Annotated in this window: 17 protein-coding genes; 5 read left to right on the top strand and 12 right to left on the bottom strand. The window is 58.8% G+C overall.

Annotated elements, in window-relative coordinates:
* Nucleotides 1-723, top strand: a complete 723-nt coding sequence (locus AABB31_RS19335) for a GNAT family protein (protein WP_342076601.1) — start codon at nucleotides 1-3, stop codon at nucleotides 721-723.
* Here AABB31_RS19335 and AABB31_RS19330 read toward each other — a convergent pair.
* The 5 genes from AABB31_RS19330 to AABB31_RS19310 all read right to left on the bottom strand — a co-directional run bounded on the left by AABB31_RS19330 (nucleotide 708) and on the right by AABB31_RS19310 (nucleotide 6,674).
* Nucleotides 708-1,037: a hypothetical protein gene (locus tag AABB31_RS19330; protein WP_342076602.1), complete on the bottom strand. Its 330-nt coding sequence runs from the start codon at nucleotides 1,035-1,037 to the stop codon at nucleotides 708-710. The genes AABB31_RS19335 and AABB31_RS19330 overlap by 16 nt on opposite strands.
* A gap of 18 nt (nucleotides 1,038-1,055) precedes the next feature.
* A complete protein-coding gene (locus AABB31_RS19325; protein ID WP_373635166.1) occupies nucleotides 1,056-3,551 on the bottom strand; it encodes an FAD-dependent oxidoreductase in 2,496 nt (831 codons plus the stop codon).
* Between the two features lie 120 nt (nucleotides 3,552-3,671).
* Entirely contained in the window at nucleotides 3,672-4,499 is an 828-nt protein-coding gene (locus tag AABB31_RS19320; protein ID WP_342076603.1) for a hypothetical protein, read from the bottom strand.
* Nucleotides 4,500-4,669: 170 nt separating this feature from the next.
* A complete protein-coding gene (locus AABB31_RS19315; protein ID WP_342076604.1) occupies nucleotides 4,670-5,587 on the bottom strand; it encodes a hypothetical protein in 918 nt (305 codons plus the stop codon).
* Nucleotides 5,588-5,687: 100 nt separating this feature from the next.
* Complete coding sequence (locus AABB31_RS19310) at nucleotides 5,688-6,674, bottom strand: D-glycerate dehydrogenase (protein WP_342076605.1); 987 nt, start codon at nucleotides 6,672-6,674, stop codon at nucleotides 5,688-5,690.
* A gap of 110 nt (nucleotides 6,675-6,784) precedes the next feature.
* On the opposite strand from AABB31_RS19310, the gene AABB31_RS19305 reads away from it, so the two are divergent.
* Nucleotides 6,785-7,312 (top strand): SH3 domain-containing protein, encoded by a 528-nt coding sequence (locus tag AABB31_RS19305; protein WP_342076606.1) that lies wholly within the window; start codon nucleotides 6,785-6,787, stop codon nucleotides 7,310-7,312.
* 70 nt (nucleotides 7,313-7,382) lie between these two features.
* The gene (locus tag AABB31_RS19300; protein WP_342076607.1) at nucleotides 7,383-8,288 is read left to right on the top strand and encodes a cation diffusion facilitator family transporter; all 906 of its coding nucleotides are present in this window, start codon (nucleotides 7,383-7,385) and stop codon (nucleotides 8,286-8,288) included.
* Nucleotides 8,289-8,298: 10 nt separating this feature from the next.
* Here AABB31_RS19300 and AABB31_RS19295 read toward each other — a convergent pair whose 3' ends face one another.
* From AABB31_RS19295 to AABB31_RS19265, 7 genes are all read right to left on the bottom strand, one after another.
* A complete protein-coding gene (locus tag AABB31_RS19295; RefSeq protein ID WP_342076608.1) occupies nucleotides 8,299-10,326 on the bottom strand; it encodes a M3 family metallopeptidase in 2,028 nt (675 codons plus the stop codon).
* 93 nt (nucleotides 10,327-10,419) lie between these two features.
* Nucleotides 10,420-11,205 carry an amino acid ABC transporter permease gene (locus tag AABB31_RS19290; protein ID WP_373635820.1) on the bottom strand — a complete coding sequence of 262 codons (786 nt, stop codon included), beginning with the start codon at nucleotides 11,203-11,205 and terminating at the stop codon, nucleotides 10,420-10,422.
* 46 nt (nucleotides 11,206-11,251) lie between these two features.
* Nucleotides 11,252-12,034, bottom strand: coding sequence for a transporter substrate-binding domain-containing protein (locus AABB31_RS19285; protein ID WP_342076609.1), 783 nt, complete (start codon nucleotides 12,032-12,034; stop codon nucleotides 11,252-11,254).
* A gap of 42 nt (nucleotides 12,035-12,076) precedes the next feature.
* Nucleotides 12,077-13,132, bottom strand: a complete 1,056-nt coding sequence (locus tag AABB31_RS19280) for a molybdopterin-synthase adenylyltransferase MoeB (RefSeq protein ID WP_342076610.1) — start codon at nucleotides 13,130-13,132, stop codon at nucleotides 12,077-12,079.
* Entirely contained in the window at nucleotides 13,129-13,584 is a 456-nt protein-coding gene (gene dut, locus AABB31_RS19275; RefSeq protein WP_342076611.1) for a dUTP diphosphatase, read from the bottom strand. Before dut ends, AABB31_RS19280 begins: the two co-directional genes overlap by 4 nt.
* Nucleotides 13,581-14,774, bottom strand: a complete 1,194-nt coding sequence (gene coaBC / locus AABB31_RS19270) for a bifunctional phosphopantothenoylcysteine decarboxylase/phosphopantothenate--cysteine ligase CoaBC (RefSeq protein ID WP_373635165.1) — start codon at nucleotides 14,772-14,774, stop codon at nucleotides 13,581-13,583. Before coaBC ends, dut begins: the two co-directional genes overlap by 4 nt.
* A gap of 68 nt (nucleotides 14,775-14,842) precedes the next feature.
* Nucleotides 14,843-15,721, bottom strand: a complete 879-nt coding sequence (locus AABB31_RS19265) for an RNA polymerase factor sigma-32 (RefSeq protein ID WP_342076612.1) — start codon at nucleotides 15,719-15,721, stop codon at nucleotides 14,843-14,845.
* A 94-nt stretch (nucleotides 15,722-15,815) separates the two neighbouring features.
* Here AABB31_RS19265 and cobU point away from each other — a divergent pair, with 94 nt between their 5' ends.
* Nucleotides 15,816-16,340, top strand: coding sequence for a bifunctional adenosylcobinamide kinase/adenosylcobinamide-phosphate guanylyltransferase (gene cobU, locus AABB31_RS19260; RefSeq protein ID WP_342076613.1), 525 nt, complete (start codon nucleotides 15,816-15,818; stop codon nucleotides 16,338-16,340).
* Nucleotides 16,337-16,906 (top strand): histidine phosphatase family protein, encoded by a 570-nt coding sequence (locus tag AABB31_RS19255; protein ID WP_373635164.1) that lies wholly within the window; start codon nucleotides 16,337-16,339, stop codon nucleotides 16,904-16,906. Before cobU ends, AABB31_RS19255 begins: the two co-directional genes overlap by 4 nt.
* The last annotated feature ends 43 nt before the right edge of the window (nucleotides 16,907-16,949 follow it).

Raw genomic sequence — 16,949 nt, 5'->3', positions numbered from 1 at the left:
ATGTCCGATTACGAGAATGCGTTTGGGCAGCCGATCGGCGCGCCACTGACACAATGGCGCGGATGCGCGCCCATGCCCACCACGCCAATAGTGGGGCGGTATTGCGATGTTGTCCCGCTTAATCCGGCGCATGGCGACGATCTGTTTGCGACCTATCAATCAGACAGCACCGGCACCATCTGGACCTATATGCCCAGCGGGCCATTCGAACAACGCCGCGATTTTGACGACTGGATGGCTGCCAATTGTGCAAGCACGGACCCGCTGTTTTTTGTAATTATCGACAAGGCAAATGGAAAAGCGGCAGGGATCACCAGTTTTCTGCGGATCGTGCCGGCCCATGGCGTGGTGGAGGTGGGATATATCAGCTTCGGCCCTGCCCTCAAACAAACCCGGGCGGCGACAGAGGCCATGTATCTGATGATGCGGCGTGCTTTGGGTGAACTGGGGTATCGGCGCTACGAATGGAAATGTGATGCACTGAACGCCGCATCGCGCAAGGCCGCCCTGCGATTGGGATTTACATATGAGGGGACGTTTCGCCAGGCAACGGTGTACAAAAACCGGAACCGCGATACGGCCTGGTTCTCGGTCCTGGATCACGAATGGCCCGCGCGCGAGGCTGCGTTTGAGGCATGGCTTGAGCCGGAAAACTTTGATGAAATGGCCAGGCAGCGCAGGTCGCTGCAGATGCATGGCAGAGCTGATCAGGCAGAAACCTGATGAAATCTCAGCGGCTTGGTGTCCTCGCGGATCACGATACCCTTAGCCTCGAGGTCCAACTGCACGCATTTCTGCCACCAACCCGATGTGGCGCCGCCCGGAAACAGGTCTTCGGGCAGATGTGCCTTTGCGGCCTCTTTTGATTCCTTGGCAGTCATCCCGGGGGCGGTGCGTGGCAAGGTCGCGAGCATCGCGGCTTTCATGGCCTCGTATTTGGCGCGGTCCACACGTGCCGTCCGTCCAGGTGTATTGATGTTTTCAACCTCGATCTTGTCCGTCATGGCACCCACCTCGTAAGATGGATTTAAATCCATCCTACGCCGCCGTGCCTGTCAACCATCAGTGCGGATTTTCGCGTTACTCGGATCGTAAGGGCTATCCTCGACAATCTGTGCGGGCCATAGCTGGTCCAGCATTTTGACCTGAAGTACCGCGCCTGGCACCGCCAGTGACGGCTGCACATATCCCATGCCAATGGACTTTCCGAACGCGACCGAATAGCCACCCGAGGTCAACCGACCGACCCGGGTTCCGTCAAGATCATAGAGCACCTCGCGCCCCCAGGGATCAGCATCGGACGGCCCATCAATCAACAAGGTCACGCATTTGGAACGAATGCCTGTCGCCTGCATCCGTTCCTTGCCGTGGAAGTCCTTATCCAAATCGACAAATCGCGGCAAATCAGCTTCCAGCGGGGTCGCGTCACGGCCTAACTCGGTGCCAAAAGCCCGATAGGATTTTTCCTGACGCAACCAGTTCTGCGCCCGCGCGCCGACCAGTTTCATCCCATGCGGTTCACCTGCTTTTTCTAGCAAATCAAACAGATAGTTCTGCATCTCCAGCGGATGGTGCAACTCCCAACCCAGCTCTCCGGTATAGGCCACGCGGATCGCATTCACCGGGCACATGCCCAATTCGATCTGCTTGGCCGACAGCCAGGGAAAGCGCTTGTTCGATAATGCAGTGGCGGGGTCCGCATCCCTGATCACACCCGCCAGCACATCGCGCGACTTTGGCCCCGCAATCGCAAACACCCCCCATTGGGTCGTCACATCCTGGGCATTGATCCGGCCAAACGCCGGCTCTTTCTCGGCAATCGCCTTGTACAAGAAGTCCTGATCATAGGCGTGCCACGCACCCGCAGAGACCAGATAGTAATCGTCCGCGGCTAGCCGCACGATGGTGTATTCGGTCCGGGTCGTGCCGTGGCTTGTCAGCGCATAGGTCAGGTTGATCCGACCGACACGCGGCAGTTTGTTCGTGGTGAACCAGTCGAGAAAGGCCGTGGCCCCCGGTCCGCTGATGCGATGCTTGGTAAAGGCGGTGGCATCAATCAGACCCACGCCTTCGCGAATGGCCTTGGCCTCCGCCACAGCATATTGCCACCAACCACCACGACGGAACGACCGGCTGCCCGCATCATCAAAGCCCGCAGGGGCAAAGTAGTTTGGACGCTCCCACCCGTTGACAAAACCAAACTGCGCCCCACGCGCGGCCTGCCTGTCATAGGCAGGTGATGTCCGCAGCGGGCGGCAGGCGGGCCGTTCTTCATCGGGGTGGTGCAGGATATAGACGTGGTCGTAACATTCCTCGTTTTTGCGTGCGGCAAATTCGGTGGTCATCCAATTGCCGTAGCGCTTGGGATCAAGGCTGGCCATGTCGATCTCGGCCTCGCCATCAACCATCATCTGGGCCAGATAATAGCCGGTACCGCCCGCCGCCGTGATGCCAAAGGAAAACCCTTCGGCCAGCCACATATTGTGCAAACCGGGTGCGGGGCCAACCAATGGGTTGCCGTCGGGGGTATAGCAAATCGGTCCGTTGAAATCATCCTTCAGCCCGCTGTCCTCGCAGGACGGAATGCGGTGGATCATCGCCATATATTGGTCTTCGATCCGCTCCAGATCGAGCGGGAACAGATCCGCCCGGAAACTGTCGGGGACACCATGTTCAAAGACCGCAGGCGCGTTCTTCTCGTAGACGCCCAGAATCCAGCCACCACGTTCCTCACGCACATAAGATTGCGCATCGGCATCGCGGATCACCGGATGTTCGACGTTCCCTTCCGCGCGGAATTTCACCAGCGCCGGGTCCTGATCCATGACAATGAACTGGTGTTCCACCGGAATGGCCGGGATCTTGATCCCCAGCTTCTTGGCAGTCGTCTGGGCATGGTTCCCCGAGGCCGTGACCACATGTTCAGCGGTGATCACAATCTGCTCATCCGAGGGGACCAGATTGCCGCCCTTCTCAACCATCTTGGTGCAGGTGACCTCCCATGCGGCCCCGGTCCAGTGGAACGCATCCGCCTGCCACTTGCGTTCAATCATGACGCCACGCTGCCGGGCCCCTTTGGCCATGGCTTGCGTCAGATCGGCAGGGTTAATGTAGCCGTCAGTGTTATGATAAAGCGCGCCTTTCAGGTCGTCGGTCTTGATCAGCGGCCATTCCGCATTGATCTCATCCGGGGTCATCCAGACGTAGGGCACATCGCAGGTTTCGGCGGTGGATGCATAAAGCATGTATTCATCCATCCGCTCCTGGGTCTGGGCCATGCGCAGGTTGCCGACCACGGCAAAGCCCGCGTTCAACCCGGTTTCCGCCTCCAAGGTCTTGTAGAAATCCACCGAGTATTTGTGAATATGCGTGGTCGCGTAGGACATGTTGAACAAGGGTAGCAGGCCCGCCGCATGCCAGGTTGAGCCCGATGTCAGTTCATCCCGTTCCAGCAGCATGACATCGGTCCAGCCCGCCTTTGCCAGATGATAGGCAATTGACGTGCCAACGGCACCTCCGCCCACAACCAATGCTTTCACTTGCGTTTGCATGCCGACTCCCTCGTCTTGTCCTGTCCGTAATTTGCGCGAAAGCGGCGCATGACGAAAGAACCAGCCGACACCTTGCGCGTCGATTGCGACAGCCCCCAGCCTGACGGGCCGGTTCCGGGCCTATTGGGTCGATAGCGCCGCCGCATCATGCGGCATCCGGCTGATTTCGGGCAAAGGTTCAGCCAATAGCGCATTCAGCGCCGGAAAGTCGAAGCCTGACAGGATGGCGCGAATATCCCCATCGTCTGCGTTGGTGTAGATTTCCAGGTCAATCTGCGGCCCGATATAGACGTTGATCCGGCGCGCATCTGTCGCCTCGGACACAAATGAAATCTCGACCGGGACGCCATCAATTGTGGCAAATTCCTCGGCTGCATATTCCGCGGTACATAGCGAGCGCATCAATTCCTGCAAAAGCCCAAAGGAAAATCCGTCAGCGCCGTCAAAGACGCGATCGGGCAAATATTGCAGCGAAATCATCGCCATCTTCGGGCCAGCCTGGAAAGTGACAGCCCCTTTTTCAAGGTTCCGGGATGGATCGCGTATTGCGATCTTCTCGGCGACATGCGTTGCCATCTCAGCCTCGATCTTTGCGATGGCCGGGTTTGTTTCGGACCAATTGATTGGATCGGTTCCCGTGATCTGCCGATAATCCGCAGGCGCGGTTGGCCGGGCAGTCCAGCCCTGGGGTGCTGCGGGAATATAGGTGCCAATGGGTGGGCGCACGGTCGAAATCGCCAAGGCCCGGCCAAGCGGGGTTTGACCGTCAGCGGTATCGTCCAGCGGCGCGGTCACTGCCGGACGATCCACAACCGGCACAGCTGGCGCGGTCAGCATAGTCTGGACACCGGAATAGGTATAGGAAAGACGCGCCTGATATGTCTTGATCTGTTGCGGCGCTACGCCGTCCAGCCCGACAATGACGCCAGCCGCAACAACGCAGAACAACAGCGGCGCAAGTTTTTCTGAATATCGCCCTGGCAAGCTCAGTCCCAATTCCAGATCAATTGAATGACAGCGGGACGCGCCCATGCCGCACCAAGCTGAATATCGCCACACGACGCGGCGCGATAGACAAAGCCAAAGCAGACCACGGGGTAAGCAAATTTGTGCGCAGTCTACTCATTGCCGACCGTACAGCGCCGAATGGCACCCTCTGTGCGGCAGCCGTTCTGATTTTGGGCGGCTGTGCCTTGGCCGCTTCCGCCACGCCGCACAACAGGGCCAGTCTTGACCGGGGCGTCTTGCACACGGGGGGTGCCACGAACCTTTGCCGCCAGCACAGAGGCCAATTGCGAGTCAATTTCCGGCAGGGGCGCATCCAGAATGCCATTCAGGCCCGCGATGTTCAGCCTGTTGAGGACCAGCATCGTTGTGCGGTCATTGGTATTTGTCACCAGCTCAATATCCATCTGGCGCCCCATGCGCCCAAATATCTGACGCGCACCAACGGAATTGGGGATATCCAGCATCTCGAAGTCCAGCCCCTGCACAGTGCCGAATGGGGTTGTTTCGACAGCAGCGGCATCGCGCAACAAATCCTGCATCATCGCAAGCTCTTCGCCACCGGGTTGTTCAAAAAACTCTGTCGGGCGATAGGTCACTTTCAGGATGACCATTTTATCGTCGCGCTGATAGGTCAGCGCCTCCTGCTTGATCCCGGCCATCTGCTGCGCCTTCATGATCTGAAAGCTCACGTTGGTTTGCAGCTCTTCAATGAGTGCCGCCTGTTCATCGGCAAGCGGATCGCGTGGGATCTGGGTCAAGGTGTTATAGTCGGCATCAGTCATTGGTCTGGTGTCCCAACCCGGCACCTTCTGCGGCATCAGTTCCGCGATCTGAGCAGGGCGCGCGGTCGGCTGCAGCGCCGCGGCAATACGGGCAGGAACAGCGGCCAGATAGCGGCTAAAGGTCAAAGTCCCCTCGGACGTGTCGTGGTTCTCGCGGCGTTCGTGAAAATCAATCCCCATGACAAGGCTGAAACCCGCCGCGACCAAAAACACGGGCACCCCTCGGGTCATAAATGCAGAGCCCATTCGCCCCTCCGCAATTGTTGAACAGATCAGATACAGGATGCGCCACGACCAAGGCGCAACTTTGACGGGTCTTCGGCGAGAAAGCGGCGCAGGCGCGCGCCTATAGCATGGCCGGCACGACAAGATCGGGCGGGCGGTGCCCATCCGCAAAGGTCTTGATATTCACGATGACTTTTTCGCCCATCTCGACACGGCCTTCCAACGTGGCCGATCCCATATGCGGCAACAGGATTGCGTTGGGCAATTCCTTCAGACGCGGATTGATGGCGTGACCCCGTTCGAAAACGTCAAGGCCTGCACCTGCAATCTCGCCCGCGCGCAACATCCGGGTCAGCGCGTTTTCGTCGATGACCTCACCACGTGACGTGTTCACGATCACGGCGTCCGGCTTCATCAGTTTCAGCCGTCGCGCGTTGATCAGATGAAAGGTCGACGGTGTGTGCGGGCAGTTCACAGACAGAATATCGACCCGCGCAACCATCTGATCCAGGCTTTCCCAATAGGTCGCATCCAGGGCCTCTTCGACCTCGGGGCGCAACCGGCGGCGATTGTGGTAATGCACCTGCACACCAAAGGCCGCCGCCCGTTTGGCCACCGCCTGCCCGATCCGGCCCATGCCAAGAATACCCAGCCTGCGGCCGCGCAGACGCCCGCCCAGCATGGCCGTTGGTGACCAGCCTGCCCATTCATCCGACTGGGCAAGGCGCAGACCTTCCGACATCCGGCGCGTGACCGCCAGGATCAGGGCCATGACCATATCCGCCGTATCCTCGGTCACGACACCGGGCGTGTTCGAGACATGGATCCCCCGTTGCCGCGCTGTCGCCACGTCAATATTATCGACACCGGCACCGTAGTTTGCGATCAGTTTCAGGCGCTCACCTGCCCGGCCCAGCAATTTGGCATCAATTTGGTCGGTAATCGTTGAAACAAGAACATCAGCGCGTTGCATCGCATCGGCCAGCTGGTCAACGCCAAGTGGGGTGTCATCCTCGCGCAATTCAACATTGAACAGCTCTTTCATCCGGGTTTCGACCACCTCCGGCAACCGTCGCGTCACGACAACAGTCAAACTTTTACCCGGCATGGAAACCCTCCCTGTGGCTTTTCAAACGATGCGCGCCGTGGCAGGTTGCGCGAAAGGGACGCGCAGCACAAGAACTGTGCGCCGATAAATTGAGCAGTCGAGGACAGGCAATGGCAACATTGATCCGATGGCGTGGTATTTTGCGGGTAGCGCTTTGCGTGGCACTGTTCAGCGCAGGTGCGGCGCATGCGCAACAAAGTACCGCACCCGCACTTGGGCCGGAAACCAACCTGCCGCTGCCCCGGTTTGTGTCGCTGAAAGCGTCCGAGGCCAACGTGCGGCGCGGTCCGTCCTTGTCGCACCGGATTGATTGGGTCTTTCAACGCCGCAACATGCCGCTGCAGGTCGTGGCCGAATACGGGCACTGGCGCCGGGTGATTGACAAAGATGGCCAGGGCGGTTGGGTGCATTACACGATGCTGTCGGGGTCGCGGACTGTTCTGATTTCGGGGGATACAACACCGCTGCGCGCACGTCCCGAGCCGGATGCGCTGGAAAACGCGATGCTAGAGCCGGGCGTGATCGCCCGCCTGGGCAGTTGCGATCCAAACTGGTGCAGGCTTACAGCCGGCGGATACAAGGGCTGGGTGACTAAATCCGCGATTTGGGGCGTCGGCGCGGCCGAAATACGCGAGTAGGATAGGGCAAATGCCGGTCGAGCGCATTTTTTGAAAGCCTTCTGCAACGCGCATCTGCTAGCCTGACGCCATGCCGCATCGCCACAATACCCGCTTAAACCTTTCAGCCGGCCTCTTGTCCGTGGCTGTGGCGTTCATCCTTGTGATCCTGAAACTATGGGCGCTGGGGCAGACCGGGTCGCTGGCTGTCGCTGCGACGCTGGCCGACAGCGCCATGGATCTGATGGTGTCGCTGGGCGGTCTGGCTGCCATCGCCTATGCCGCCAAACCTGCGGATGACGATCACAATTTCGGCCACAGCTCGGCCGAAGATCTTGCCGCACTGGGCCAATCGCTTTTCATTCTGTTCTCGGCTGGGGTCATTGCTTTTGCGGCGATTTTTCGATTGCTGGATGATAATATCCGGCTACCGGAACGCGAAGGGTTGGGTATCGGGATCATACTGTTTTCCATCGCCATCACACTTGGGCTGGTCTGGTGGCAAAGACGGGTTGCGCGCCAGACCGGCAACAAGGTCGTCAAGGCAGACAGCCTGCATTACTTGGGCGACCTGATCCCGAATGTCGGGGCGGTGATTGCGCTTTGGGCGTCCGCCTCATTTGGACTGCACCAGATTGACAGCGTTGTGGCCCTGGGGGCAGCCGCTTTGTTGGCCGTGGGTGCGGTAGGGATCGGCAAGACAGCGTGGGATGCGCTGATGGACAAGCAGGCCGACCCAGAAATGATCCGCGGTATCTGCGATATCATTGACCACTATGAGGGGGTCCAAGGACATCACGATCTGAAAACCCGGGTTGCAGGCAGCCGCGTTTTTGTGAACCTGCATATCGAACTTGACGGCAGTCAAACCCTGTTTGACGCCCATGAGATCGGCGCAGGACTACGCCGCGCCATCGTCGAGACCTACCCGCAGGCAGATGTGCTGATCCACAAAGACCCTGTCGGGATCAGCAAACATCCCGACGATACCCGCTAGGGTCAGGACCCTAGGCGGCCTGATCCAGACCACGCCCTTTCAACAGGGCCTCGACACCGGGCAAACGGCCGCGAAAGGCCTGATAAAGCTCTGCGGCATCGACCGACCCGCCCGAGGATAGAACCGTCTCCTCCAACCGTTTTGCGATGTCCGGGGCAAACGGATCACCCGCCTCTTCAAAGGCGGCAAAGGCGTCGGCATCCATGACTTCGGACCACATATAGCTGTAATAGCCGCTGGAATACCCGTCACCAGCAAAGACATGGGCGAAATGCGGCGTTGCATGACGCATGCGGATCGCGTGCGGCATGCCGATATCTTCCAGAATTTCGGCCTGTCGCTGCATCGGGTCAGCGGGGGGCGGGCCGTCGTGAAAGCCCAGATCAACAAGTGCAGAGGCCACGTATTCCACGGTCTGAAAACCCATATCATAGGTCGTGGCAGCCAGCATCCGGTCCAGCAAATCCTGCGGCATCGGTTCACCGGTTTCAGCATGGGTGGCGAATTCGGCCAGAACCTCCGGCACTTCCAGCCAATGCTCGTATAGCTGGCTTGGCAGTTCGACAAAATCCCGCGCAACAGACGTGCCACTGATGCTTTCATAGGTCACATCCGACAGCATCTGATGCAGCGCATGGCCAAATTCGTGAAACAAGGTGCGCGCATCGTCATAAGACAGCAAAGCCGGTTCGCCATCCTCCGGTTTGGCAAAGTTGCATACGTTCACGACAATCGGGCGCACATCCCCATCCAGGCGCTGTTGCGACCGCATCGCTGAACACCATGCACCCGATCGTTTGGACCCGCGCGCGAAATAATCACCCATGAAAACCGCAAGATGGGACCCGTCACGGGTCACCTCCCAAAGCCGCACATCAGGATGATAGGTGGGGCCATCGACGGGCTGAAACTGAAGCCCGAACAAGCGTTTTGCACAGGCAAAGGCGGCCTCGATCATCCGATCCAGTTGCAGATAAGGTTTCAGCTCTGCCTCATCGAGATCATGCAGCGCCTTGCGGCGGCGCTCTGCATAGAACCGCCAGTCCCAGGGTTCCAGCGGTCCGTCAAAACCATCCTGATGCAGCATTTTCAGCAACAGGGCCGCGTCAGCCTCTGCCGCGGCCCGGGCCGGCTCCCAAACCCGCATCAACAATTCACGAACGGCTGTCGGCGTGCCGGCCATCTCGGTTTCCAGCTTGAAATCCGCAAAACTGTCGTAACCCAACAGACCTGCACGTTCGGCCCGCAACTTCAGCGTCTCGGCGGCGATGCCGCGATTGTCGGTCTCGCCGCCATTGGCACCGCGCGCGGCCCAGGCCTCATAGGCCTTCTGGCGCAGGTCGCGGCGTTCCGAAAATTGCAGAAACGGGACGATCAACGACCGCGAGAGCGTGACCACAGGGCCACCGGCCTCCTTTTCCGCACCTGCGGCTTTGGCAGTGGCAATGACGAAATCGGGAAGCCCGGACATATCGTCAGGACCCAACGGCATAAACCACTCCCGCTCGTCAGCCAGCAGGTTTTGCGTGAAATCCGTGCCCAAAACCGACAGACGGGACGTGACAGCGCGCAGTTTCTCGGCCGCCTCACCCTCCAGTTGGGCGCCAGCGCGCACAAAACCACGCCGGGTCAGCATCAGGACACGATGCTGCTCATCGGTCAGGTCAAGCGTTTCGCGCGCCGCCCACAAGGCTTCAATCCGCGCAAACAGGTCCTTGTTTTCCGCAATTTCAGAGCTGTAAGCACTCAGCTTTGGGGCAAAGGCGCGCTGCAATGCCTCGCGGGCCGGGTTACTATCGGCGCCCGCCACGTTATAGAACGCGCCCAAAACACGGCTCAACGTCGCATCGGCCAGTTCCAACGCCTCAATCGTATTGGCAAAATCCGGCGGATCATCATTTGCTGTCATCGCGGCGATATTTGCACGTGCCTCCGCCAGCGCGGCATCAACGGCTGGGGCAAAATCATCATCAGAAATCAGATCAAATGGGGGCAGCCCAAAAGGCGTGGTCCAATCGGCAAGCAGCGGGTTTGTCATCACAAATCTCCTTTGCCCTCAACGTAAGGCCGCCACCGGCAACTTGCCACTGCTCACATCATCATCTTGCCAAAAATACTCAAAAATCTGCCATCACCGCTGGCGCATCCGTTTCTCAAATCGACGCAACAGCAAGGACAGCGAAATCGTCATCGTCAGATAGACCAGGGCAACCACGTTATAGGTCTCGAAATACCTGAAATTACCTGCAGCGGTGACCTTTCCCAATTGGGTCACATCGGTCACGCCCAGCACGGAAACCAATGACGAATCCTTCAACATGGCCACAAAATCATTGCCCAGGGGCGGCAGTATAATCCGCAAAGCCTGCGGGAACACGATCAGCCGAAAGCGTTGCCAACGGCTCAGGCCCAGCGCCTCGGCGGCCTCGATCTGGCCCTTGTCAACAGATTCCAGGCCGGCACGAAAGACCTCAGCCAAAAAGGACGCATAAGCCAGTGTCAACGCAATGACAGCGCGCCATAACAATGAAAAGTCACGGGTGCGGATCGGGTCAAGGCCCACCGCCTCAGCCACCCAGTTCCAGCTCGATAGCAGCGCAGGGGCAAAGACAAAGGCGACGTAGAGCAACAGCACGATGATCGGAATGCCGCGCATCACCTCAACGTAGAACCGGGCCAATTGGCGCAGGACCAGCCAGCGCGACAGACCGGCCATGGCCAATGCAAGACCCAATACACAGGCCATCACATAGGAAATCAGGGCCACATAGATCGTGACCCATATCCCCTTGCGCAACGTGCCCAGCACCTTGGCATAGGCCTCAACCGTCAGGACCTGCCAGAACAGATAGATACCAATCGCCACCACAGCGACCAGCCACCATGGAAAGTCCTTGTCATTGGGGGATGTCGGGATCACGGCAGCGCGTCCCGGGCCTGGCCCGGGACCTCCACATCAACGCTTATTCACCCAGCTTGTATTCAAGAAACCACTTGGTGTTCAGCGCATCTATCGTGCCATCTGCGTCCATATCGGCGATGGCAGCGTTGATCGGCGCCACCAGATCAGAGCCTTTGGGAAAGATGAAACCAAAATCCTCGGTCCCCAGCTTTTCGCCGATAATCTTGAGCCCACCGTCAGAGGCATCAACATAGCCATTGCCAGCCGTCCCATCAGTCAACACCAGATCAACATCGCCAGTGCGCAAGGCCTGCACGGTCGCGCCAAAGGTTTCCATCTTCACGATCCGGGGATTGGCCTCATCCCCGTCCAGCACGTCGTAGACGCCCACATAAAACGGCGTGGTTCCGGGTTGGGCGGCCATCAACAGGTCGTCATCAGCAGCAAAGCTTGCGGCATCCGTGAACCGATCTTCATCGCCACGCACCATCATCACCATCTCGGACGTCATGTATTTATCCGAAAAATCAACCACTTCCTTGCGGTCGTCGCGGATGGTAATGCCGGTCATCCCCAGATCAAACTGGCCTTCCGAGACGGCCGGGATCATCGCATCCCAGCTGATATTCTCATAGACGATTGTGGCGTTCAGCCGCGCGGCAATTTCGGCCATCGCGTCATATTCCCAGCCAACCGCATCGCCGTTTCCGTCAATGAACTGAAGCGGTGGATAGGCATTTTCCGTCACCACGACGATTTCGCGGCCATCCAGATCAGGCAGATGCCCGTCCGCCGCAGCCAGCGTTCCCATCAGGCATGCGGCCAATGTTGTCAGAAGTTTCATCTGTCTCTCCCCAGTTGTACAATCGAAAATGCAGTATGAAGCTCAACTTGCGCTGTTCAAGCCCCTGCCCGCACAGACAGCGCAATCAGCACGCGCTTTGACGGAAATCATGCGGGTCTGCGCATAAAGTGCGTCATAAATCAGCAACCGACCTGCCAGGCCTTCGCCCGCGCCCGTGATCCACTTGATGGCCTCCAATGCCATCATCGACCCGATTACACCGGGCAGCGGCCCGATCACACCTGCTTCGGCGCAGCTGGGCACAAGGCTTGGATCGGGGGCGTCGGGAAAGACACAGGCGTAACATGGGGTGCCATGCGCCGGCGCGTAGGTGCTGATCTGCCCCTCCCATTGGGTCAGAGCGGCGGCGATCAAAGGTGTCTCACTTGCAAATGCTGTCTGATTGACAAGATATCGGGTCTCGAAATTATCGGTGCCGTCCAGGATCAGGTCATATTCGGCAAAGAGATCAGCCGCGATATCCGCGGTCAGCCGCCGGTGATAGGGCCGGACGGTTACAAAGGGGTTTTGGGCTTTCATCGCATCGGCAGCGGAATGCACCTTGGGCATGCCAATACTATCGTCGCGATGGATCACCTGCCGCTGCAAGTTTGCATTCTCGACCAGATCATCATCAATCACACCGATCGTACCAACACCGGCAGCAGCAAGATATTGCAATGCGGGTGCACCAAGGCCGCCCGCCCCGACAACAAGAACCCGCGCATCCTTCAACGCCTTTTGCCCGACACCCCCAACCTCGCGCAGGATGATGTGGCGCGCATAACGATCCAACTCTGTCGCCGAGAAGGTTTCAGATCGCGCAACAGGCGCTTCATTTGCAGCGACCCGGGCCCGCAATCCGGCCAGAAAACGCCGATACCCCCAGACCAGAAAGCCAAAAGCGACGATCATCCCCCACAGGCGTGCGTCGCCGCCGGTCGCCATCCGCAATGCGTGCCCGGTGGGCAGAATAATGTGAACCATCGTCACGCCAATCAGCAAAATGGCCAGCATCGTCCAGCGCGCCTGATAAGGCGCCTTCATCGCGACCCCAATTCCCCATAGGGCGGCCGCCATAGCGCCAACCATAATCATAAACCGGTGGACCCAAAGCCGCCTGCGCCGCGCGCGGTTTCATCCAATGTCGCGGCCTCGACAAAGACGGCCTGCTGCACCGGCGCCACGACCATTTGTGCGATACGCATACCATGGGCAATGGTGAACGGATCGGCCCCCAGATTGATCAGTATGACCCCGACCGGCCCGCGATAGTCGCTGTCGATTGTCCCCGGCGCGTTGACCAGGGCCAGCCCGTGTTTCAGTGCGAGGCCAGATCTGGGCCTGACCTGCACCTCATACCCTGCCGGGATGGCCATGCGCAGACCGGTGGGGATCAGTGACCGATCACCGGGCATCAGCGTCACCGGGGCCTTGTCGGGCAGATTGGCCCGCAAATCGGCGCCTGCAGCGCCATCCGTTTCGTATGCGGGAAGACCGAGGCTGGTATCGGCATCGGCCAGCCATTGCAGCCGAATGGCAGGTTTCATGTGATCGCCTCGGCGATGCGGCGGGCAAGTGCCTGCGCAACTGCATCTTTCGACATGCGCGGCCAGCTGTCTGCGCCGGTATCCGTGATAATCGTCACGGCATTTTCAGACCCGCCCATGATACCTGTTTCCGGTGACACGTCATTGGCGACGATCCAGTCACAGCCCTTGCGCTGCCGTTTTGCAGTTGCATGCGCGATGACATCATCAGTCTCGGCGGCAAAGCCAACCACCAAAACGGGCCGTCCTGTCTTCATTTGCGATACGGTCGCCAGAATATCCGGGTTTTCGGCAAAGGTGAGGGTCGGCAAGGCGTCGCCTGTCTTTTTGATCTTCTGATCGGCGGCATTGGCGACGCGCCAATCGGCCACGGCAGCCGCAAAGACAGCTGCATCAGCGGCGCCCGCGGCCTGAACCGCCGCCAGCATCTGATCCGCAGTCTGGACCTTGACTACCTTGACACCGGCAGGTGGTGCCACCTCCGCCGGGCCGGTTACAAAGGTCACGTCCGCGCCCAAGCCCGCCAGTGACCGTGCGATTGCCGTTCCCTGCGCACCCGATGACCGGTTTGCAATATAGCGGACTGGATCAATCGGTTCGTGCGTCGGGCCGGATGTGACAATGATATGCTTGCCTTTCAGCGGGCCGTCCGAGAACGCAGCGCCAATCGCCTCAATAATCTCTGGAACCTCGGCCATTCGCCCCGGTCCATATTCGCCACAAGCCATATCGCCTTCATTGGGCCCTACAACGAGAACACCATCACCACCCAAAGTCGCAAGATTGCGCTGCGTGGCGGGGTGATCCCACATGCGCACATTCATGGATGGCGCGATCAGCACCCGCTTATCCGTTGCCAGAAGGAGGGTGGTGGCAAGATCATTGGCCAGACCAGACGCCATCTTGGCCATCAGGTCAGCAGTCGCCGGGGCGACAACAACCAGATCAGCGGCGCGGGACAATTCGATATGGCCCATCTCGGCCTCATCGGTGAGGTCGAACAAATCCTGATAGACCTTTGCGGCGCAAAGGGCGGAGAGGCTGAGGGGGGTGACAAATTCAGCGCCCGCCTTGGTCAGCACGGGCGTCACATTCGCCCCTCGCTCGCGCAACCTGCGCACCAGATCGAGCGATTTGAACGCGGCAATGCCGCCACCAACAATCAATAAGATACGCTTGTCTGCCAGCATTGATGGTCCCCGGTGTCGTCTCAGGCAGACACTAGGTCAGATGACACCGGAAACACAATCACATGGTCTCATGCAAAAAACGCACGGACCTCACTGTTTTGGGTCTCGAGGCTCTTGCGCATCTTTCCGAATGCGGCTGCCTCTAGCTGGCGGACCCGCTCTTTGGACAGGCCAAGCTCTGTCCCGAGGCTTTCCAATGTCCGCGGGTCATCGCGCAGTTTCCGTTCACGGACGATAAACTGTTCACGGTCATTCAGATCCGACAGCGCGGTCACAAGCCATTGCCGCAAGGTGGCATTGTCATGGTTGTTGGCAACCATTTCTTCGGCCTGCGGGCCGTCATCTTCAAGCGCGTCAATCCATTCGCGCCCTTCATCATCAACGGATTGGGTCGCATTCAGCGAAAAATCAGAGCCCGAGAGGCGCCCTTCCATCATTTCCACATCATGCAGCGGAACACCGACCTCTATCGCGATCAGTTCGCGCATGTCATGACGGTCAAGCGTGCGACCTTCGGCGGCGGCCTCGCGCTCTAGCCTGGCTTGCACGCGGCGCATATTAAAAAACAGGGATTTCTGGGATGAGGTCGAACCGGTCCGGACCATCGACCAATTCCGCATGACGTAATCTTGAATGGATGCCTTGATCCACCACACGGCATAGGTCGAAAAACGCACGCCGCGATCGGGGTCGAATTTGTCCGCCGCCTTCATCAGGCCAACAGATGCTTCCTGGATAAGGTCGTTCATGGGCGCACCATAGCGTTTGAACTTTGATGCCATCGAAATCGCCAGACGCATATAGGCCGTGATGAGGCGATGCAGCGCCTTTTCGTCTCGGTCGTCGCGCCATGCATAGGCCAGCGCCAGCTCTGTCTCGGCGTCAAGCAGTTCCGCTTGCATCGCTGTCCGCGACAGAGTTTGGTCAGAAAAACCGGTCACACCCATGTTTATTTCTCCCTAATATCGGACGATGCATTAACTTTTTTGATTGTGCTTGATACGCAGGGGCAAACGCACTGGATCAAATAAAGTTTCATTCATGGCCCTGCCGCATTCAACACTGGTCCTCGGCGGCGCATCCTCGGGCAAGTCCGCGATCGCAGAAGACCTTGTTTTGCGGATGACGGACCAACCGGTCTACATCGCCACCGCGCAGGCGTTTGATGCGGAAATGGTCGACAAAGTCGCCCGCCATCAGGACCGCCGATCAGCAGCCTGGACAACCATCGAGGCACCGTTTGATGTCTGCGCCGCGCTGGACGGTGCAAGTGGCGAACAGGTTGTCCTGCTTGATTGTGCAACCTTGTGGCTGACAAATCTGATCCTGGATGATCGGGATATAGCGGACGAGAGCAAACAATTGCTGGCGGCCATCGCCCGTTGCGCCTGCCCCGTCGTCGTCGTCTCGAACGAGGTCGGTCAGGGCATTGTCCCTGACAACGCGCTGTCCCGCCGGTTTCGCAATGAACAGGGGCAACTGAACCAGGCCATGGCCGCACAAATGGACGTGGTGGTGGCTGTGATGGCGGGGCTGCCACTGGCGCTGAAAGGAACGCTGCCTTGACCCGGCTCTGGATGGTGCGGCACGGGCCGACCCACGCCAAAACGATGGTTGGTTGGGCTGACATCCCCGCAGATCTGTCTGACCAGGACGCGGTGCGACGCTTGCGCGCCTATTTGCCCGCCGCACCTGTGGTTTCGTCGGATCTATCGCGGGCGGTTGCAACCGCAGATGACCTTGGGGCGCAAAGCCGTCTGGATCACGATCCGGCATTGCGTGAGATGAATTTCGGCGACTGGGATATGCGCCATTTTGCGGATGTGGAAAAAGAAAACCCACAGCATATCCGGGCCTTTTGGGAGACCCCCGGTGACATTGCCCCGCCAAATGGCGAAAGCTGGAACACCCTTTGCGACCGGGTTGGCAACGCCATTGACGGCTATCTGACACGCGGCTTTGACGATCTGATCGTCGTCGCCCATTTCGGCACGATTCTATCGCAAATCCAACGCGCGGCGGGCATGACGGCTTATGAGGCATTTGGACACAAAATTGATAATCTCTCTGTTTCCGATATCGCCTTTATCGACGGGCAATGGCGTGTTGGCCGGATCAATCACGTCCCTTGATATCTGATTTCATTTTTTGTCGTTGGCGCCGGTTTGAATGGCC

The sequence above is a fragment of the Yoonia sp. SS1-5 genome (assembly GCF_038443705.2).
GTDB classification, from domain to species: domain Bacteria; phylum Pseudomonadota; class Alphaproteobacteria; order Rhodobacterales; family Rhodobacteraceae; genus Yoonia; species Yoonia rhodophyticola.
The sequence above is the reverse complement of the archived record's forward strand: the minus strand, read 5'-3'. Positions and strand labels throughout refer to the sequence as shown.